Here is a 19,161-nt window from a genome sequence, read left to right as displayed (position 1 = left end):
GGCCCGGAGGCATTCTTTCGCCTTCAGGGGTTCGGGACGATGCCGAGCCCGCTCTCCCACGGATGCTCGGCATCGGAGGGGTTTGTGGGTTCGGCCGGATTGAGCACGCGCAGCATGACCGGTCCGGGCGCCGTTCCGGAGGCGATGGCGACGTCCATGATGAAGGCCTGGGTGCCGCCGCCGTCGGTCTGGCCGGGAATTGCCGATGCATCCGGTAGAAACTGGGTGACCTTCGCGGTCACGCCGGGATTGGAGAACTCCACGCGAGCGGTCTCAGGCGTCGTGTTCTTGTCGGCTCCTTGCACGACGAGGACGAAGCTATGCTCGGTTCCCGGTTTCATCAGTGCGGGTAAGTCGGTCGGCGACAGCCCGTAGAACAGTTCAGTCGGTATCAACTGTACGGGCCAGGGCTGCAGTCCGCTCACCCGATCTGAGACACACTTCATTTGAGGCTGAAGCGCCCCTGTCGGCGCCATTAGCGTCGCGGCCAAGGCAATCTTCATCTGATTGGCAATGACGCCGATATGTTGAAAGGGGGTCTTTTCACTGCCGATTTCGATGTAGCAATCGTTGATCGAGAAGCCGGCACTTTCCGGAATCTCGAACACGGCATGGAGAACCTGATCGGACCCGTTTGGACCGGTGCCCGGGGTACCGCGAGTGTTCGTCCAATACTGGCCAACAGGCACACCGTTCGGGCCTTTCCAGTTCGCCAGATTTTGAGGCTGTTGAATATAGAGGCCTACCGGGTCGGTCAGCGAGATGCGATCTTGTCCCGCCGCCCTATTGGCGACGAAGCCGATGTGCGGGTCGGAATTGCGGAAGTTCTGCCCATATTTCGCGCAGCAGATCAGGCTTTGCGGATCACGGCTACTCGCATCAGGTCGCTGGATCGTTGCGGCAGCCGCGAGATAGATCTCCGCGCTGAGGGTGTTCGGTCCGGAGGTCAGGTGAAGCGCGCCGCCCGACTTGCCCGGAACCCGTACCGTGCCGCAGTTCCACTTATTGGTGACGTCATAGGCGGGGCGCCCCGTCGTCGGATCGATGACCGGCTCACCCTTCTTGCCGGTCGGCTGATCGACCGGGTAGCGCAGATACAGGTCTTCGAGCTCCACGGCGGGATCGACATACATCCGATAGAGACCGAGAACTGCCTTCGGATTGACGCGCCAAAGGGTGAGATAGTAGGCGGGGTTTTCGCACGTGAACATCACACTCTGCATCTTGGTCCCCGTCGAATCATAGGTGACGGACCATTCGCAATATTCATCGAGCCACCCACGCGGACCGGAAGGCGAGAAATCGACGTATTGGCCGGTCCAGTCAATTTGCGGGCAGCGTGTCTGCGGAATTTGCAGGATGGGGGCTTTGCCTGCTGGATCGTAGAGCTTGTAGACGGTGCCGTTTACGGTGATTTCGCCGGTATCCGCCATGCTCATCACCTCGTCCATGGTCAGGGGCCGGCCGAGCTGAGGGTTCTGCTTCGCGTCCGGTGGCGTGAAGAACGCGATCAACCGGTTCGGAAAGGGAGTCCAACTGATAACTGCATCGCCGTCGGTTCCGAACCCCTCGACAAGAGGATTGTAGTAATCCGCTCGAGGCGCGTCATTCAGATTGGACCAGGGATTGCCGATGATGGCCATTTCGGTCCAGCCGGCCACATTGTTGTTCCAGTTGGCGTCGAACGCCGGCAAGTATCCCTCCAGGTCGAGGTCCGCGAAATCCTTACGTGCCTGGTGGGCGGGAGAGCTAAATCGGGAAAAAGGCGTGCTCATTTCAGATCTCCTGGTAAAGGTTGATGATCAGTGCATGCAGCAGCCGCCGCTGTTCCGTGTGCGGCTGACGACGGTTTGGCGCGGATCGCCCCAGATGAGTTTTGGGATGAAGCCGGGAAGCGCCTGGTACTCTTCGGCGGTCAGTACCCGGCCGCTGTCGAGCTGGCTGACGATAAAGCTGACGTGCGGTTCGTCGGATTGTTGAAGTTCGAGGGCGCGGATCGACGGTCCGGCGTTGAGGACGCGCGAGACACCGCGTGTGATGCACCTCCCCTTGTCATCGGCGATGCCCATGCCGATCCGGCTGAAACGGCCGACATAGTGCTTGTTTCCGCAGGCGGCATCCTGCTGTGTTGGCTCGGGAAGATTGATGAACACGTCGATCACATAGCTGTCATGGGTGCAGCGCACGCCGTCGAACACAACCCACGGCCCGCGTTCCAGGATCGACGCCGAGGCAGACGTTCTCCGTGCCTGCGGTAGCGACGTATCGCCTTGAAACTGTCTGGCGACCGGTTCGCCATAGTCGTATCCGATCCTGCGCGAGTCCTGCGCCATTTGCCCGAGCGACGTGTACCGCCAATGATCGGCAGTGGAAAAGCTTACCTCTCGAGCGCCGGGTCCGAGGAAGGGCTGTAAGGGCGTCTGGGTTGTGAACTGTGCATCCGGGTGATTTCGGATCCAGACTTCCAGCATGCGGTCGATGTTGGCGTGGTAAGAAGAAAACAGCGGGTCGAATGCCGTATAGGCGTTGTCCCCCATGTCAGGACCGAGCCAGCCGTGATAGTTGTCATGCGGCTGCTCAAACAGGCCGTCGAAATTGACCTCGCGATACGGGTAGAGATCGTCCGGCTGTGGCGGGTCGAACTCCTGAATGTTTGCCCATGGGTATCCCGGGAAGCCTTGCGGTGTGCTGAAGGTGCCGAATTTGAGGGCGTCGACCACCTGCTGCTGGAAGATCCTCGACATCGCGTAGAGCTTCGTTCGTTCCTCGCGATCAGTTTCGCCGGACGTATAGAAGAGCGGATTGCGCTGGACGAAACGACAATCCGGACCGCGCATCTTTCCTATGGCGCAAAGCTTCGATTTGCCGTCCTTGGCCGCCGCATATCGGAGAGGGTTGGGTCGCTTTTCCCCGGTGACGGGGTGGACGTAGGTCTCATCGAGAAATGGTTGCGGAATTCCCGCCTCCGGGCTGCCGTCGACGCTGGCATCCTCCGCCATCCAATCCCAAAAGGGGATGGCGTGGTCGATCAGTTCTTCAAGATAGAGCAAGTAGGCACGGTGCCACAGTGCGAAGGCCTCTTGGTAGTGCAAGCACCAATTTGTGTGCACGTAGGCGTATCGCTGCCAGGGAGAACCGCTGTCGGGGTCGCCAATCTGCATGACGTCGTCGAGTTTCGCGCGGTAGACATCGATTTCCCCCGCGCTCAGCGATCGTATGTCCGGCCGCACGCGTTTCACCTGTTGCGGCAAATCGGGCGGCGGAATGCGATTTGCGGGATCGAAGGGGGAACCCTCATTGACACGCCAGCCCTGATTGACCCATAGGCGAAAGGTTTCCAGTGCATCGATCGGCCAGAACTGGCTCGTGTCGGTGGTCAGCGGCATATTGCGAGATGCCAGATGATTGTAGATGGTCACCGACCATTCCCTGACCGATGCCACGTCATCCAAATCTATGAGATATCCGCGCATGCACCCGATCCACTGCCGCGCCACATCGGCCCGGCGATCTGGTGCAATCCAAAAGGGCGCCACGAAGAGTTTCTTGACGTCGGCATCCCATGTCGGCTTCGCAATAATCATCCGATCCTCCCCCCAAAGACGACGCCCTCAATTGCGGATTTCACCACTTGTGGTAGCGTGAGATTAGACCGAATGCGCGGAGAGATTTTGCAAATATGAGGTGTACATCGACGCAATTTTTGCAATTTTAGAACGAGGGCGGAGGCTTCATGGCGGACCTGCTGGATACGAAGATCCTCAAGAAACTTCAGGAGGATTGCACCATGAGTTTGGAACTCCTGAGTGAGAGCGTTGGGCTTTCAGCGACGAGCTGTTATCGCCGCATCAAAAAGATGGAAAGCCATGGGCTGATAAAGGCCAAGCGTGCCATTCTCGACGAGAGAAAGCTGGGTTTTCAGGTGACGGCGATATTTATGATCAAGCTGCAAAAAGACAGTGCCGACATTGACCAGCGCATGTATAGAATTTTGGAGAAACGGCCGGAGATCCAGCATTGCCACCTGATATCGGGAGATTTTGACTTTGTTCTCCTGGCCAAATTCCGCGACGCCGGGGAATACACGGACTATATCTACCGATTTCTTGAAATTTATGCGGACATTCCGATTCGTAACTACTCGTCCTCAATTGTCGTGCGCACGGTAAGACAGAACGAAATACTTCCCCTCTGATCCGGCAGTTGCGGACGGTCAGATCGGCAAGCAACCATGGGCTTCGCGAATGCGTTGGTGCATAGCGGTTGGCGCCTGAGACCCTGCCGGGCCGCGCCCGGCAAGGTCCTGCAGATCGATCATAGATCGACTCTGGCGGAGTTGCGCCAGATCTTGAAGCGATCAAACGCCGTCACTTCATCACTTCATCGAAGGGTCGGCTTCATCTCACCGGTAGATCTCCGATCGCAAGAACTTCAGTTCCTCGACGAGCTTGTCTTCGTCGATTTCTGTCTGAAAGGATTTCGGGGCGACGGGCGAGTTCATGGTTTGCCTGAGGACGGCAAGAAGCTCAAATCACTGAAGCGGCGCCTGACGGCGAAATACGGTCTCACTCCGGAACAATACCGGCAGAAATGTTAACTGCCCGCGGCCTGTCCGATCACCACTCCGAATTATGCGCAACATCAGTCGAAACTGGCGGCATCCAGATTGGGCAAGAGACCCTCTGTCCGCCGCGCCCGAGCCGGTATGGAATTTGATGGCGCGCTGAAGCCCCGTTTGGAAGCTCGCTTCACCTACTCGGCAATATTTGAGCCGAGCCTGAGTTCCTAGATCGGCAGGGTTGGCGCCGATCCCGAAGGCCGTCGATACGCCTCACTAGAACCTCGGGGGTACGGAAGCGCTTCCGCCCAGACATGCGTTGTCCTCGAGTTCAGGGAGCGAACGACGGCCCAATCGCAAAAGCGCGGGCATCTCCCCGTTCGATCAACGCGTTGGCGATAATCCGCGACTGGCCCACCAATCCGGCTCATCTCGCCTCCGCGGTCCCGTCCGTCACGCGCTCGAGTTCAAAGAAGTAATGCCGGTCGCCCCCTTCGATCTGCATCACCCCCAGAACGCGATCGCGATCGATCTTCCGAAAATGATCGATGATGGGTTTTCTGTCATAGACCATCGCCGCGCTCATGGCCCCGCGGAAGGGCATTGACCTCAACGAGGCGACGGGGCCTTTCGCGCGCAGGTGCAGCGCCAGATGGGAAAACAGGTTTCTTGCCGCTTCGGTGCGCGCGAAGCGGTGAAAACGAAGGGCAAGCCCCAGCGGGATCAGAGCGGGATCGATCGGCAGCAGCCGGTTGTCGCCGACGCGAAACAACAGCGCATCGGCGCGCCCGTCGGCCCGGAAGCGCTTGCCGTACCAGCCGAGATTTTCGAGAACGCCGTCCAGCGGGTGCCCGGTGGTGACGCCGCGTCCCAGCCACACGCCAACGAGCTCCCCGGTGGGTACCGGCTGCAGCCTGTCGAAAAAGGCGAAAGCTGCGCTTTCGGATGGAAACGTCAGTCGTTCATTCATTGGCGGGCTTGATCCGGAAAACTGACTGCCGGGCGATTATCGATATAGTGCTCCCGCTGTGCGCGGCCGCCTATGGCATGAGCAGCGGTTCATGATACCCGGCGAGTTCGTCCGGCTGATGGAAGACGGTCCCCTCTCTGCCTGCAATCGTGGCCTTGGCCGCGTAGCGCGCCGACCGGCACTCGCCCTCGCGCACCAGGCCTTGTCCCATCAGGTGCTTGCGAATGCGCGCCGTTCCGTAAGACCGGGGCCGGCGCGACTTCCTGGCGCGCCATGGGACCGCGAAACAAGAGACCGAGCGCAGCACGCGTGTTGTGATCCGCAATGGCCTCCGGGCTGACATTGGGCTCTTCTCTTTCGAGGGATTGCCTCCGCCCGCGGTCTGGCGAGTCGCCACCGAGTCAGATGACATCCCCCCAGCGGTTTACCGTTTCGGGCAACTCTGGTGTAACTTCGGGCTCCGAGGTCGCTTTGCGATATTTGATCCCTTTGGTGCTGAGATCATAGACCTCCATCGGAACTCCTGCGGTATCCACGGCCAGTATCCCGACGAGTTCGGGGGGCGCATTGCGCAGGTAGTTTTCTGCGCGATCCAGAGCAGCAACGAGTTCATCCCGGATCCTTGCCGCGGTCCAGTCGGAAGGTAGGCCACGAACCGTAGTATTGTCCCCATTTGTGACGGAGAGCGCCCTGCGCCGAATCTCATCGACTATACGCAATGGCGAGAAGTGCGGAGGTTTGCCTGCTGCGGCCATAATCACTGGCCCTAGCGGGCACATGTGGGTATCGATCATCAGCAGATCGACGTAGTCTCGAGCCTTCGTCCGCGTGGAGGCGGCAATCACCTTGTTCACGGCAAGGTCGGATCGGTGCAGACGTGCTCCCCATTCATCATCCCTGACGAGCGGAAAGAAGCGCGTTCGCGTCTCGCTCATCCATTGGACAAGAGTGTATTCCCCAGCGCGCATCACACTTGCCTCGACGCAGCCGTAGATATTGATCTCGACAGAGACCTTGAAACCGTCAGCCCTCAGTTTCTCGATGTCCGCATCCGCGGCAGATCCGATTTCCTCGTCGGTGTCATGAAAGATATCGATGTCATCGGACACGCGTGGCCAGTCCATGTTCAAGACCAATCCGCCAGCAATGTAGCTGCTATCGGACCTGTTCGAGCCGATGTCCTTTTGGATCTGCGTCAGTGCCATCAGCTTCTCCGAGTTGGGAAACCATTTTTCGCCCCATTGCATAAGCTCGCGCATCACCGCGCTCCATAAGAGCGTTAGCAACGACCCGTGCCTTCTGCCGAAGATCGTTTAACTTGTCGAGGTCGATGTTGTCGAACACTCCCGGACCGTACCGCTCGGTCGCCATCTTGATGAATTCCGCAAGTCGACGCTTCTCGGCCCGATGCTCGGAGCGAAATTCCGCGGCAATGTTCACGATCTCATCTCGACGCGCTCTTGGCACGAGAACTTCCACCCGAACGAGATCGGCTGCTCCTCCGCTCTCCCGATATCTTTTGATGCGCTCTTTTACGGACATGGACACGAACTCCCACATGGGCAATATAGGCGTATCCGGGATACGGATCAAGGTGTTCACGCTATTGGAGCGGAACGGATAGACGTCCGTCGGCAATTGCTGCCTAATTCCAGTTGCGCCAATGCAGCAGCCGTCGGGATCCGACTTCCACTCCCGCGCCTCTCACGGGACCTCGGCGCCGGTTGCGGTAACATAGGTCGAGCGACGTGGTCGCGGCAATGATGAGGCGGCGCGCCGTGAACCGCCCGAAGGAGGTTCGCGACCGCTTGCGGTCGAAAAGTTCTTGCCGATGAGCACCCGGTCAGGAGCGAAGCAATGCACGTGGTCGCTGGCCTTCGACCAGAGACCTGCCGTATCCGTCCGGATGCCCTCGGGACTCCCTTGCCGTCCGTCGCAAGGTGACTCCGCGCTGGGACGCACATGCGCGGCCCCTTCCGGCCCCGCCCGCATCCGGACGGAACGTTCGTCCGGTTACGTCACTGCTATTTGGCAGGATCAGCGTTCCAGATGTCCCGGTACAGGTGCCAGGCGCCATCCGCTCCCTTTTTCCAGATGACGATGTATTTGCCAGCCTGGTCCACTGAATTGGCATCCTTTCCGGGGGCTTTCAGGCTGAATTTCCCTACCTCAAAGGCGAAGTCACCGCTTTCACTGATTTCCACGGCTTCAAGGGCGAGATCGGAAACCCCGCCGTCGATTGCTCCCTGCCAGAACTGTTGAATCTTGTCGCGTCCATCCACGCGCGGGCTGTCGGGCGGCAGAATGGCGGCATCCTCCGCGTAGTGGGCCGCAACCGCAGCTGCGTCCTTGGTGTTGAACGCCTTGGTGAACGTCACGAGCGCGGCCTCAATGTCCGACCGTGCCGATTGGGCTTCAACGGATCCGGCCAAGCCAATGCCGACGGCGAGCGCCAGAAACGCGGTCGAGATTATGCGCATGGTTCTCTCCTCCCATTCGGTTGGATCGCCAAGTGTAGCAAAGACGAGGTTTTTCGGTACGCAATTGTACGCAAAGGCCGGCAGCAATCACGTTAGCCCGTTTGGGCGGCCCCCTTATCCTCGGCCGGCAAGGCGAGCCGAGCTGGTATCGTCTTCTGCCCTACGGTCTCGGCGCTCACGGCGTCCACGAGGTGTGTGCCGGCGGCCTTCCGCCATTCCATGGAGGCTGCGTTAGCTAGCAGTGGTGGCAGTGCCGATATGGTTCGAGGCGGACTCCGGATCCCCTTACACGTCGTACTGGCCCCCTTTCTCCTCCCTCCGACGCAATCGTCTGCCCACTGCCACTCCCTCCACCGCCATCCTCAGCCTTCACTCCACCGTCATCCTCGGCCTCGAGCTGCCTCGAGCCGAGGATGACGGAAGAGGAGGACGGCAAACGCCAACCGTCGTCCTAGACCAATCGGCTGATCCTCTCCGGAACAAGCATCGGCCAACTGGCCGAATGGATCAAAAGGTTGAATGACGTCTATATCGGCGGCAGGGCACCGGCGGAAAATGAAAGAGATCCGTCCCGCCCTGTGATGCCGGACGTGGTGTCGGGGCGACGACAATGGTCGAAATGGTGGAGCAAGCGATGAGCCTGATGGAATGGCTGTTCTGCAGGCCGGAGACTTCCAGGAACGTGACGGTCCTAGCGCATCGGCCCGAAAATCGTACCCGATTTCGGAAAGCTCGATGCGCAGATTCAAAGAGCTACAGCGACCTTTGCGCGTCTGAAAAGACGCGCGGCGCCGTAGAGGGCAGGCCGGTTCTGACCGGGGCCCCGATCAAGACGGTGCCACGGGTGGCCGCGGTCGCGCCGAAGGAGGCAGAGCCCATTAGCGAGGAGGAGTGGGACCGCTTGCTGCTGGGGCAAACGCTTGTCGACACGCTCGTTCCCCACGCGAGAAACCCGGCACCCTTCTCCACCCACGAATTGGGCTATTTCACCAATAAGTGGATTGCCGCCATGTCCGAGGATGACCGCAGGCTCCTGTCAGAAATCCTCATGCGCAACAGGGGCAAACGCGACTTCAACAGGAGACACGGGTGATCGGGAGAGACGCCGGACCGGTCTCGAGGCGCCCGAACTAAGGCGCGTTGCTGCATGTCGTTATCCCAAAACCGCTGCGCGCTGTGGTTATTTGCGCGCGAAGCTGAAGGTGAAGTGGCTGCCACGATGGTAGTCGATGGCGTAGATGACGGGCTTGCCGTCGGGGCTGTAACAGGTCTCGCGGATCAGCAGTGCCGGCCCGAAATCCCTGAGATCATGTCGCTCGATCACGTCTTCCGGCAGCATCACCGCGGAGACGGTCGCTGCGGACATGCGCGGGCGATGCTTGTATTTGTCGAGCAGGTCCAACAGCGAACCGCTCCAGTCGACGTCGTAGAGCCGGGCCGGGACAATGCTGCGCGGCAGATAATCGAGGCAATAGAGAATCGGCGTGTCACGCTGCAGCCGCAGTCGCTCGAGCCGAATGACGCGCTCGCCTCGCCCAAGCCGCAATTGTTCGGCGGTGGCCGCATCGGGTATCTCCTCCGCGATCGACAGCACCTTGCTCACCGTCTCGTAGCCGTAGTGTCGCGTCATATCGGTGACGCTCTCGAAGACGGTGATCGGCCGGTCCACCCGCACGGCCGACATCGGAGAAACAAATCTGCCGCGGCCGTGCTCGACATAGATGATCCCGTCCTGCTCGAGCAGCTTCAGCGCCTCGCGCAGCGCCGGACGCGAGATCTTGAAGCGTTGCGTGAGCTGGGCTTCGGTCGGCAGCTTGTCGCCTGGATTGAGCCCCTCGTCCCGGATCAGGTCGGCGATACGGTCGCGAAGCTGGATTACCAGTGTGCGCGTGTCGCGAAGGGGCTCGTCCAATTCGTCGCTCCGGGTGAAAAACAGATGAAGTCCTTCTTGTCTGACAAATCCGGGCGGGTCAAGACTTCGCCGGCTGGGTGCAATTCGTTTCTGGCATTACCTTATCCGGATTGCGCAAGAAATCTCGCTTGACACTCTTGGGCAATGTTGTCAGTTGTCTTACAACATTGCTGCAGGGACAAAACGAGAGAGAACACATGCTGAATTTTGACGAACCGAGATTCCTTCGGATCCAGTCGGGCGCGGTCGCCCTTAGACAGCGCCTGGACGAAGTCATTGCGTCCTGCCTAGAAAAAGGCGCGGAGAACATCTTCTTTCTCGGAACCGGTGGCGCCGCCATTCTGATGCAGCCCGCGGCCCAGCTGCTGCAGCGCCGGTCGCGCTTCCCCGTCTTCATCGACCTGCCGGCGGAGCTCGTCGTCACCGGATCGGCCAACCTCACGGCGAGGTCGATCATCGTCATCCCCTCCCTTTCCGGCACGACGAAGGAGAGCGTCGCTTTCCTCGCCAAGGCGAAGGAGGTGGGTGCGACCGTCCTGACGCTGGTCGGGCATGAAGAAACGCCGCTCGGCAAAGGCGGCGATCACGCCTTCGTCAATTTCGCCGAGGACGACACATCCTGCGAGTCCTTCTACCTGCAATCGCTCTTCCTCGCGCTCTCGATCATGCGCCACCGCGGTGAAATCGAGAACTACGAGCAGATCGTCCGCGAGCTCGAGGCGCTTCCGCGACTCCTGCTCGAGGTGAAGCGCAGCTACGAGGAGAAGGCCGAGGACGTCGCGAGAATCCTTGCCGGCTCGGACTATCATATCATTACCGGCGCGGGGAATGCCTGGCCCGAGGCCTTCTATTACGGCATGTGCATCCTCGAAGAAATGCAATGGATCCGCACCCGTCCCGTCCACGCGTCCGATTTCTTCCACGGCACGCTGGAGCTCGTCGAGAAGGACGTCAGCGTGGTTCTCTTCAAGGGCGAGGACAGCCTGCGGCCGCTCGCCGACCGCCTGGAGACCTTCGCGCGCAACTATACCAACAAGCTGACGGTGCTCGACACCGCGGAGTTTGCGCTGCCCGGCATTTCCCCCGAGGCGCGCGGCCTCGTCTCGCCGATCGTCCTTGCGACCGTGCTCGAACGCATCAGCGCGCATCTCGAAATCATGCGCAATCATCCGCTGACGACGCGGCGCTACTACAAGCGCGTTGCCTACTGACGCATCGGCCCGAAAATCGTACCGATTTTCTGGAAGCTCGATGCCCCGGTTCAAAGAGTTGCGGCGGCCTTTGCGCGTCTGAAAAGGCACGCGGCGCTGTAACCGTGCAGCCGGCAAAACACCGAAGGCCGTGGACGCAGCTTCCGTCCTCGGCCTCGTCACCACGCCCCGGAGCCAGCCATGGCCGCTTTTCGTCTCGCCGCCGTCGGCGACAATTGCATCGATCGCTTCCTCCCTCCCCTGGCACGATCCTATGTCGGCGGCAATGCCATCAATGTCGCCGTGCAACTGGCGCGGCTCGGCCATGAGGCCTTCTACTTCGGCGCCGTAGGCCGCGACTCCGGCGGCGCCAAGGTCCGCGGCCGATTGCGTGACAATGGTGTGCACGTAGACTATCTGCGCGAGCGCGAGGGCAACACCGCCCATACCGACGTCGAGGTCACGCCCGCGGGCGACCGGATATTCGTTCACGAGGATTTTGGGGTCTGTGCGGGATACCGGCCGGCGCCGGCCGAGGTCGAGGCGCTGCAAACGATGGACCACGTGCATATCGGCTGGCTCGACGATGGCGGCGCGCTCCGGCGAGCGCTTTCCCAGGCGGGAGTGAGCGTCTCGCAGGACGTCTCGGTGAATGCCGCGGCCGCCGATCTCGGCGTCACGGGGCTATCGATCGCCTTCGGCTCGGCCGGCGAGGACAGCGCCAGGGCCGAACGCCTCGTCCATGATTTTCTTGAAGGCGGCGCGCGGCTTGCCGTGGTGACGCGCGGCGGCAAGGGTTCGCTTACAAGCGATGGCGCGGCATATGCCACGGCGGGCATCCGACCGGTGCAGGTGGTCGACACGACCGGCGCCGGCGACAGTTTCATCGCCGGTTTCATAGCGGCCCACATCGCGCGTCGGCCACTCGCCGCATGCCTGCATGCCGGACGCGATCTGGCAGCACTGACCTGCACCCATGTCGGCGGCTTTCCCCAGGATCCGCAGCCGCTCTGACTTATGCCAAGTTTCGCCGCACCGCCTGCGGCTTTCAATGCAGCAACTGGCTCAGGAACAGACCGGCGCGCTCCGTCTTCGGGCGCGCGAAGAATTCTTCCGGCTCGCCCTCTTCGACGATGCGGCCGCGGTCCATGAAGATCACCCGGTCCGCCACCTGCCGCGCAAAACCCATCTCGTGCGTCACGCAGATCATGGTCATGCCGTCATTTGCCAGCGCCACCATCGTGTCGAGCACTTCCTTGACCATTTCCGGATCGAGAGCGGATGTCGGCTCGTCGAAGAGCATGACCTTTGGATTCATGCAGAGCGCCCTGGCTATCGCCACCCGCTGCTGCTGACCGCCCGAAAGCTGGCCCGGATATTTGTTCGCCTGCTCCGGAATGTGCACCCGGCCGAGAAAGTGCATGGCGATCTCGATCGCCTGCTTGCGCGGTATCTTCTTCACCCACATCGGCGCGAGGATGCAATTCTCGATGATGGTCAGGTGCGGAAACAAATTGAACTGCTGAAAGACCATGCCGACCTCGCGTCGGACGGCATCCACCTTGCGCTCGTCCTGGCCAAGTTCGACGCCGCCGACAGTGATGTCGCCCTGCTCGTGCGCCTCGAGGCGGTTAATGCAGCGGATCAGCGTCGACTTGCCGGAGCCCGACGGGCCGCAAATGACCACCTTCTCACGCGGCGCGATCGAAAGGTTGATGTCGTCGAGCGCGTGATAGCGGCCATACCATTTGTGGACACCGCAGAGCGCGATCTCCGAGGTGGCGATGTCGATCGAAGTGGGCATTCTTACCTCCGGAATTTCATTTCAGGACGAGCCATGCGGAGAACACGATAACGAGGGCGCCGATTATCGTGTGCAGCTCGATCGGAGCGGAAAATACGAGCGCCCCGTAGAGGCCGCCCCAGACGATCTGACTGTATTGGAACGGCGCCACGACCGACGCATCGCCGACACGGAAAGCGCGCACCAGGAGGAAATGGCCGCCCAGCAGCAAGAGACCCGCCCCGCCGGCGCCGAGAAGTTCGGTTAGCGTCGCCGCCTTCAGCCCGCCGCCGATCTCGGAGGCGATCAATGCGGTGGCGGCAAGCACGACGAGCAACGTCGCGACGAGAGCCAGGTCGCTTTCGCTCGCCTTCGCGCGCCTGAGGAGAACAAGGGAAAGCGCAAAGGCGAGAGCCGAGGCCGCGGCCGCGGCATGGCCGAGATTGAGCGGCGCAATTCCCGGCCGGAGCGCGACGGCGACGCCGACGAAACCGATCACCACCCCGCTCCAGGCGAGTGGCGACAGTCTTTCGCCAAGCAGCACGAAGGCGAGGATCGCCACCAGAAGCGGCGTCAGGAACGCCAGCAGGTAGGCTTCGGCGAGCGGCAGCATCGAAAACGCGTAATGAATGAGGAGCGTATCGACGGCGAGCAGGAGTGCGCGCATGAGGGCGAGACGCGGGTGGCGCGGCAGCAGCGATCCGCCGTTGCCGGTTGCGCCGGCGTAGGCGCCAAGGAGCGTCAGCGCCGCGATCGTGATCATGAACGTCACCTGCGGCACCGGGAAACGCTCCGCCAGAAGCTTCACCATGACGTCGGCGCCGGAGAAGACGGCGAAGGCCATGAAGCCGAGCGTGGCCGCACGCATGTTCCGCCGCATGCCGGCCCCTGCCGCCGCCACGTTCGCGTCAACGGACATTGGAGCGTCCGAACCGGGCTTCGATGCGGGACTGCAGGAATTCCAGCCCGACCGAAAGAAGCCAGTAGATCATCGAGGCGGTGATCAGCATTTCGATGTGGCGGAACTCGGTCTGCCCTTGGGTGCGGGCGAGATACATGAGTTCCCAGACGCCAACCACGGAAACGAGCGAGGAATCCTTCAGCATCGCGATGAACTGGTTGCCGGTCGGCGGGATGATGACGCGCATCGCCTGCGGCAGGATCACCAGTCCCATCGTCTGGCTCGGGCTCAAACCGAGTGCGGTCGCCCCTTCCGTCTGCCCCCGCGGAATGCTCTCTATGCCGGCGCGGAAGATTTCCGTCATGTAGGCGCCATAGCAAAGCGAGAGAGCGAGGATGCCCGCCGGCACCGCGCTGATCACATAACCCACCTGCGGCAGGCCGAGATAGATGATGTAGATCTGCATCAGGAGCGGCAGGCCGCGGAAAAGGGAGGTATAGAAGGTCGCAAGTCCGTAGACGACGCCGTTCCTGGAAAGCTTCGCGATTGCCCCGGCAAGCGCGATGACGGTCGCGGCGGCAATCGAGATCACCGAGATATAGAGCGTCGTGACGACGCCCTGTGAAATCAGAAAGCCGACCTTTTTCCCGATGAAAGCAAAGGAAAGATTGAAGGAATAGAAGAACAGCATAAGCAGCACGAAAAGCTCTATCCAGACGCCGACCACCTGGAATCTGCGCGGCAGTTGCCTGAGCGCCTGCCAGTTCACGACCGCAATCGCGGCGATAATGGTCGCGCCCAATAGCCGTGCCGGCGCAGGGTTGGCGGCGAGCCAGTCCGATGCGGTCGGTAGCACATGCCCGAGCCAGGCGGGGCTTACCCCCATTCCGTAGATCGCGACGGTGATGAGCGCGAGGATGACGAACACCCCCGTGCGCCGCGCGGCATCTGGATAAGTCAGTATCAGACGGCCGATCATTCGTTCCCTCCGGCGTTCAGGCCGCGCGCTCGCGCCACCAGTCCTGTGCCTGCAATTTCCAATAGGTGAGCTGCGCGACGGCGCGCCCCGCATAACCCCCGGTCCAGACGAGCCCGAAGGGCTTGAAAAGCGTGTAGCGATGGGACTCGCCCAAAATGCCCTCGGCCACCAGCTTTCCGCCGATCGCCGTCGTGTTGAGGCCATGGCCGCCGAAGGCCGTGCAATACCAGACACCCGGCTGCATTTCGCCGATCTGGGGCATCAGGTGCCGCGCATAGGACATCAGGCCCGACCAGGCGAGCTCCGTCTTCAGATCCTTCAACTGCGGATATGTGCCGACCATCTCGCGCCGCAGTTCCTTCGCAAGCGTGGCCGGCGAGGCAGCGCGCGTGGTGATCCTTCCTCCCCACAACAGCCGCCTTCCGCCGTCGACCAGGCGGTAGTAGTCGCCGGCACGGCGGTTGTCGCCAACCGCGTCCGTGGTGGCGATGGCGCTGCGCAGGAGTTCGGGCGCCTGCTCGCTCACCATCACATAGGTCGCGATCGGCAGGAAAGAGCGCTTCAGCCGGCCGTTGAGGGAGCCCGTATAGCCGCCCGTGGTGAAGACGACCCGGCGTGCCTTGACCCGGCCGCAAGCGGTGGACACCAGCTTTTCGGCGCCGCCGAGCGCACATTTCGTCGCAGCCGATCCCTCATAGATCCGCCCGCCGAGCCGCTCCACTTCGTCGGCAAGCCCGCGCAGGTAATTGAGCGGATGCATATGGAAGGCCCGACGGTCGCGCAGCCCCTGGAAATAGCGCTTCGACTTGAGAATGGAGCGGACCTCTTCCGTGTCGAGATAGTCGAGCTCGTAGCCATAGCTGCGTTTCAGTTCGTCCGCGTGGGCCTTGAGCCTGCCTCCGTCGTCATGGCGCACAACGCTGATGATGCCGGGCTGCGGTCCGGCGCCGTCGATCTTGAGGGCCTCGATCGTTTCGCGCACGAAATCGACGCCTTCGATCGAAAGGCGATGCAATTGCCAGGCCGCCTCGCCGCCCGCCCTGCGGGCGATCTCGGCGCTGCCGGTAGCAAAGCCCGGGCTGACGAAGCCTCCATTGCGGCCGGAAGCGCCGAACCCGACGCTTTCCGCCTCGAGCACGACGACCGATTGGCCGGCGCGTACGAGCTGCAGTGCGGTTGTCAGACCTGCCAGCCCTCCTCCGACGATAACGGTGTCACATTCGATCGCTTCCGACAGAACTGGTCTGACCTTCGCATCGGCCAAGGTCCGTTTGTAATAGGTCTCGGGATAGGACATCTTCTCTCGCGCAAAGGTCGCTGGAACGGTGCCGGCGCGACACAGGCATGGCGGTCGCTGCCCGCCGCGTCGCCCACAGGTCATTGGAACGGAGCGGATCGTGATCTGGTGAGACCCAGATCACGATCCTGCAATATCAGTCGGCGCTATAATCCTTCCCATACCACTTGGTGGTGAGGGCTGCGAGCGTACCGTCCTCCTTCATTTCGCCGATGATGGCGCCGACCTTCTTCGTCCAGTCCGCGTCGACCTTCTCGGCAATCACCACCAATGGCTCCTTGAAGGCATATTCCCCATCGAGGACGCGCAGCGGATAGCCATTCTTGATGGCGTTGAGCGCGGTTTGCTCCGGGGCAATGACCGCATCCAGGCGCACGCCGTCGCCGAGGCGCAGATCGTCGAAGGGCAGCATGGAGTCGGCGAAGGTGCGGACTTCGCCCGGGTCCACCTTATATTCGACCGGCGGAAGGCCGGGCGCGTCGATTTCCAGCTGACGGCGGATGTAATCCTCCGACGTCGTCGCAGTCTCGACACCGATGATCTTGCCATTGAGGTCGGCAACGGATTTCGCCTGACTGTCCTTGTGCAGCACGTAGACGTACGGGCTGTAGTAATAGACGCCGGCGAAGTCGATCACCTGGGCGCGCGCTTTCGTCGGGGTGACGGAGCCGACGCCGAGATCGTAGCGTCCCTGCCAGCGACCGCCGGTCAGCGTGGCCCAATCGGGCGTCTCGAAACTGACCTCGACCCCGAGCCGTTTGGCGATTTCCCGCGAGACGTCGATGTCGAAACCGACGAGCTGATTGCTGTCGTCGAGATAGCTCTGGGGCGGCCAGCCGCTGTTGGTGGCAACCACCATGGCCTTCTTGCCCATGACCCGGTCGAGCGTTTCGCCCGCCTGTGCCGCTGTCGCAAGGGCCAATGCGGCGACGCCGATGGCAAGCTGTGCAAACAGTTTTTTCACGAATTCCTCCCGTTCTCCGTCAGCGACAAGTTCGCAGCCGTGTAAGATGTCTGACAACTCGGACTGTAAATCGCACGACCCGCGTGTCAAGCCAGGATCGTCACTGCGCCCATGAAACGAAATGATGAGACCATGCGGATTTGTGATGGCGGCCGGGGCTGCGCCGCCCCGATTTCCCGCCGCTCCGGTGTCGCGGGAGAAGCGAACTGCCAGCCCCGGTTGGCACGCCAGCCGAGATTGTTCTCGGCTGGCGTTTCCCGATCAGGAAAGATGGTGACGCTCCTGCAAGCCGTACACGGGGGTGGGAATACCCTCGGCGCGGGCCTTCAGTTGCAGCGAGAGATACTGTGAATAGTGACGCGACTGGTGCAGGTTGCCGCCATGGAACCAGAGCGCCTCCTGCTGCGTCGGCTTCCACATGTTTCGCTGCTCGCCCTCCCAGGGGCCGGGGTCCTTCGGTGTGTCGGAACCGAGCCCCCAGACCTTGCCGACCTTGTCGGCGACTTGCCTGGAGATGAGGTCGGCGGCCCAGCCGTTCATCGAGCCATAGCCGGTCGCATAAACGACGAGATCGGCGGGTAGGACCGTGCCGTCCTTCAGCACGACCGCATCTTCGGTGAGGTGGCTCACATCGGATCCGGATTTGAGCTTGATGCTGCCGTCGATGACGAGGTCGCAGGCCCCGACGTCGATGTAGTAGCCGGAGCCGCGACGCAGATATTTCAGGAACAAGCCGGAACCGTCGGCGCCCCAATCGAGCAGGAAACCCGCTTTCTCCAGGTCTGCGTAAAACTTCGCGTCGCGCTCGCGCATCTTCTCGTAGAGCGGGATTTGGAACTCGTGCATGATCCGGTACGGCAGCGAGGCGAAGATCAGGTCCGCCTTGCGCGTCGTCATGCCGGCGGCGACCGCCCGTTCGGAGTAGAGGTCGCCGAGCCCGATCTCCATCAACGTGTCCGATCGCACGATGTGCGTCGATGAGCGCTGCACCATCGTCACGTCGGCGCCGCCTTCCCAGAGGGCCGCGCAGATGTCGTGGGCGGAATTGTTGGAGCCGATCACCACCACCTTCTTGCCGCGATAGGCATCGGGGCCGGGATGCTGCGACGAATGCTGCTGTTCGCCCTTGAAAATGTCCTGGCCTTCGAGTTTCGGAATGTTCGGCTTGCCGGACATGCCGGTTGCGAGAACGAGCTGTTTCGGCCTGAGGACGACCTCCTCCCCGTTGCGATCGACGACGACCGTCCATTCCTTGGCCGCCTCGTCGTATTGCGCCGACTTGCACGTGGTCGAGCTCCAGTAGTTGAGCTCCATCACCTTGGTGTACATTTCCAGCCAATCCCCGATCTTGTCCTTCGGCGCGAAGACCGGCCAGTTTTCCGGAAACGGGATATAGGGCAGATGATCATACCAAACCGGGTCGTGCAGGCAGAGCGACTTGTAGCGCTTGCGCCAGCTATCGCCGGGCCGTTCGTTCCTCTCGATGATGATCGTCGGGACGCCGAGCTGGCGAAGCCGAGCGCCGAGCGCTATCCCGCCCTGGCCGCCGCCGATGACGACGACATAGGGCTGGGTCCCATGGCCGAGTTCGGCGGCTTCCGCGTCGCGCTTTTCCTTCCAGGTCTTGCGCTCGGGGTCATGGCCGTGCTCGGCGCCGAGCGGCCGCCTCAAGCCCTTCGGTTCCTCATGCCCCTTCAGCTCCGTCATCGTCGTCAGCAGCGTCCAGATCAGCCCGTTCTTGAGACGCATATGGCCGTAGCCGCGCGCCACCTCGGTTTCGAATTCGAACCAGCCTTCGGTCACGCCGTCGGCGCCCGTCGCCGGCTCCTTCTCGTCCTGCCGCAACCGTGCCGGCTTGATCGCCGCAAGTTGGCTCGTCAGCATGTCGCGGATCTGGTCCTGCCCCTCCATGGTTTTGAGGTTCCAGGTGAAGGCGACGAGATCGCGCCAGTAGCAATCGGCCTGGAACAGGTTGACGACGCCATCGATGTTGCCCTGTTCCAGGGCCTTGCCGAGCTTGGTAAGCACGGTGTCGATGCGGGTGTTTGGACTTTCTTCAAGCATGGGTATCCTCCTTTTCGCTTGAATGGCGCACTGGCGGCTCCTCATCCGCCCGCGCGAATGCGG

19 protein-coding genes are annotated in these 19,161 nt (G+C 61.5%); 5 read left to right on the top strand and 14 right to left on the bottom strand.

Going from position 1 to position 19,161, the window contains the following annotated elements:
* Positions 1-23 precede the first annotated feature (23 nt).
* Positions 24-1,775: a hypothetical protein gene (locus tag EKH55_RS23260; RefSeq protein ID WP_151613330.1), complete on the bottom strand. Its 1,752-nt coding sequence runs from the start codon at positions 1,773-1,775 to the stop codon at positions 24-26.
* Between the two features lie 27 nt (positions 1,776-1,802).
* Positions 1,803-3,584: a tyrosinase family protein gene (locus tag EKH55_RS23255; RefSeq protein WP_151613329.1), complete on the bottom strand. Its 1,782-nt coding sequence runs from the start codon at positions 3,582-3,584 to the stop codon at positions 1,803-1,805.
* Positions 3,585-3,733: 149 nt separating this feature from the next.
* On the opposite strand from EKH55_RS23255, the gene EKH55_RS23250 reads away from it, so the two are divergent.
* Positions 3,734-4,195 (top strand): Lrp/AsnC family transcriptional regulator, encoded by a 462-nt coding sequence (locus EKH55_RS23250; protein WP_151613328.1) that lies wholly within the window; start codon positions 3,734-3,736, stop codon positions 4,193-4,195.
* A 309-nt stretch (positions 4,196-4,504) separates the two neighbouring features.
* Positions 4,505-4,597, top strand: a complete 93-nt coding sequence (locus EKH55_RS30350; protein ID WP_425353258.1) for a MucR family transcriptional regulator — start codon at positions 4,505-4,507, stop codon at positions 4,595-4,597.
* A 388-nt stretch (positions 4,598-4,985) separates the two neighbouring features.
* On the opposite strand, the gene EKH55_RS23240 is transcribed toward EKH55_RS30350, so the two are convergent.
* The 5 genes from EKH55_RS23240 to EKH55_RS23220 form a co-directional block, all read right to left on the bottom strand.
* On the bottom strand, positions 4,986-5,528 hold the full coding sequence (locus EKH55_RS23240; RefSeq protein WP_069461227.1) for a DUF4334 domain-containing protein: 543 nt from the start codon (positions 5,526-5,528) through the stop codon (positions 4,986-4,988).
* A 70-nt stretch (positions 5,529-5,598) separates the two neighbouring features.
* Positions 5,599-5,739 (bottom strand): hypothetical protein, encoded by a 141-nt coding sequence (locus EKH55_RS29500; RefSeq protein ID WP_192803793.1) that lies wholly within the window; start codon positions 5,737-5,739, stop codon positions 5,599-5,601.
* A 190-nt stretch (positions 5,740-5,929) separates the two neighbouring features.
* Positions 5,930-6,733 carry a nucleotidyl transferase AbiEii/AbiGii toxin family protein gene (locus tag EKH55_RS23235; RefSeq protein ID WP_151613327.1) on the bottom strand — a complete coding sequence of 268 codons (804 nt, stop codon included), beginning with the start codon at positions 6,731-6,733 and terminating at the stop codon, positions 5,930-5,932.
* Complete coding sequence (locus EKH55_RS23230) at positions 6,684-7,070, bottom strand: hypothetical protein (protein WP_151613326.1); 387 nt, start codon at positions 7,068-7,070, stop codon at positions 6,684-6,686. Before EKH55_RS23230 ends, EKH55_RS23235 begins: the two co-directional genes overlap by 50 nt.
* 482 nt (positions 7,071-7,552) lie before the next feature.
* Entirely contained in the window at positions 7,553-8,008 is a 456-nt protein-coding gene (locus tag EKH55_RS23220; RefSeq protein ID WP_083265465.1) for a YybH family protein, read from the bottom strand.
* Positions 8,009-8,642: 634 nt separating this feature from the next.
* On the opposite strand from EKH55_RS23220, the gene EKH55_RS23215 reads away from it, so the two are divergent.
* Positions 8,643-9,101 carry a hypothetical protein gene (locus EKH55_RS23215; RefSeq protein ID WP_151613325.1) on the top strand — a complete coding sequence of 153 codons (459 nt, stop codon included), beginning with the start codon at positions 8,643-8,645 and terminating at the stop codon, positions 9,099-9,101.
* Positions 9,102-9,188: 87 nt separating this feature from the next.
* Here the strand turns inward: EKH55_RS23215 and EKH55_RS23210 are convergent, their stop codons facing one another.
* On the bottom strand, positions 9,189-9,920 hold the full coding sequence (locus EKH55_RS23210; protein ID WP_151613324.1) for a GntR family transcriptional regulator: 732 nt from the start codon (positions 9,918-9,920) through the stop codon (positions 9,189-9,191).
* A 197-nt stretch (positions 9,921-10,117) separates the two neighbouring features.
* On the opposite strand from EKH55_RS23210, the gene EKH55_RS23205 reads away from it, so the two are divergent.
* Together EKH55_RS23205 and EKH55_RS23200 are read left to right on the top strand one after the other, a co-directional pair.
* On the top strand, positions 10,118-11,131 hold the full coding sequence (locus EKH55_RS23205) for an SIS domain-containing protein (RefSeq protein WP_151613323.1): 1,014 nt from the start codon (positions 10,118-10,120) through the stop codon (positions 11,129-11,131).
* A 180-nt stretch (positions 11,132-11,311) separates the two neighbouring features.
* A complete protein-coding gene (locus tag EKH55_RS23200) occupies positions 11,312-12,124 on the top strand; it encodes a PfkB family carbohydrate kinase (protein ID WP_151613322.1) in 813 nt (270 codons plus the stop codon).
* A gap of 34 nt (positions 12,125-12,158) precedes the next feature.
* Here the strand turns inward: EKH55_RS23200 and EKH55_RS23195 are convergent, their stop codons facing one another.
* The 6 genes from EKH55_RS23195 to EKH55_RS23170 form a co-directional block, all read right to left on the bottom strand.
* Positions 12,159-12,914, bottom strand: coding sequence for an amino acid ABC transporter ATP-binding protein (locus EKH55_RS23195; RefSeq protein WP_151613321.1), 756 nt, complete (start codon positions 12,912-12,914; stop codon positions 12,159-12,161).
* 16 nt (positions 12,915-12,930) lie between these two features.
* Positions 12,931-13,812 carry a DMT family transporter gene (locus EKH55_RS23190; protein WP_151613320.1) on the bottom strand — a complete coding sequence of 294 codons (882 nt, stop codon included), beginning with the start codon at positions 13,810-13,812 and terminating at the stop codon, positions 12,931-12,933.
* Positions 13,802-14,773, bottom strand: coding sequence for an amino acid ABC transporter permease (locus tag EKH55_RS23185; RefSeq protein ID WP_069461234.1), 972 nt, complete (start codon positions 14,771-14,773; stop codon positions 13,802-13,804). Before EKH55_RS23185 ends, EKH55_RS23190 begins: the two co-directional genes overlap by 11 nt.
* A gap of 16 nt (positions 14,774-14,789) precedes the next feature.
* The gene (locus EKH55_RS23180) at positions 14,790-16,070 is read right to left on the bottom strand and encodes an NAD(P)/FAD-dependent oxidoreductase (RefSeq protein WP_151613319.1); all 1,281 of its coding nucleotides are present in this window, start codon (positions 16,068-16,070) and stop codon (positions 14,790-14,792) included.
* A 136-nt stretch (positions 16,071-16,206) separates the two neighbouring features.
* Positions 16,207-17,034: a transporter substrate-binding domain-containing protein gene (locus EKH55_RS23175; protein ID WP_151613318.1), complete on the bottom strand. Its 828-nt coding sequence runs from the start codon at positions 17,032-17,034 to the stop codon at positions 16,207-16,209.
* A 261-nt stretch (positions 17,035-17,295) separates the two neighbouring features.
* On the bottom strand, positions 17,296-19,098 hold the full coding sequence (locus tag EKH55_RS23170; protein WP_151613317.1) for a flavin-containing monooxygenase: 1,803 nt from the start codon (positions 19,096-19,098) through the stop codon (positions 17,296-17,298).
* Between the last annotated feature and the right edge of the window lie 63 nt (positions 19,099-19,161).

Origin of the sequence: Sinorhizobium alkalisoli (assembly GCF_008932245.1) — a bacterium.
Lineage (GTDB): Bacteria > Pseudomonadota > Alphaproteobacteria > Rhizobiales > Rhizobiaceae > Sinorhizobium > Sinorhizobium alkalisoli.
The sequence above is the reverse complement of the archived record's forward strand: the minus strand, read 5'-3'. Positions and strand labels throughout refer to the sequence as shown.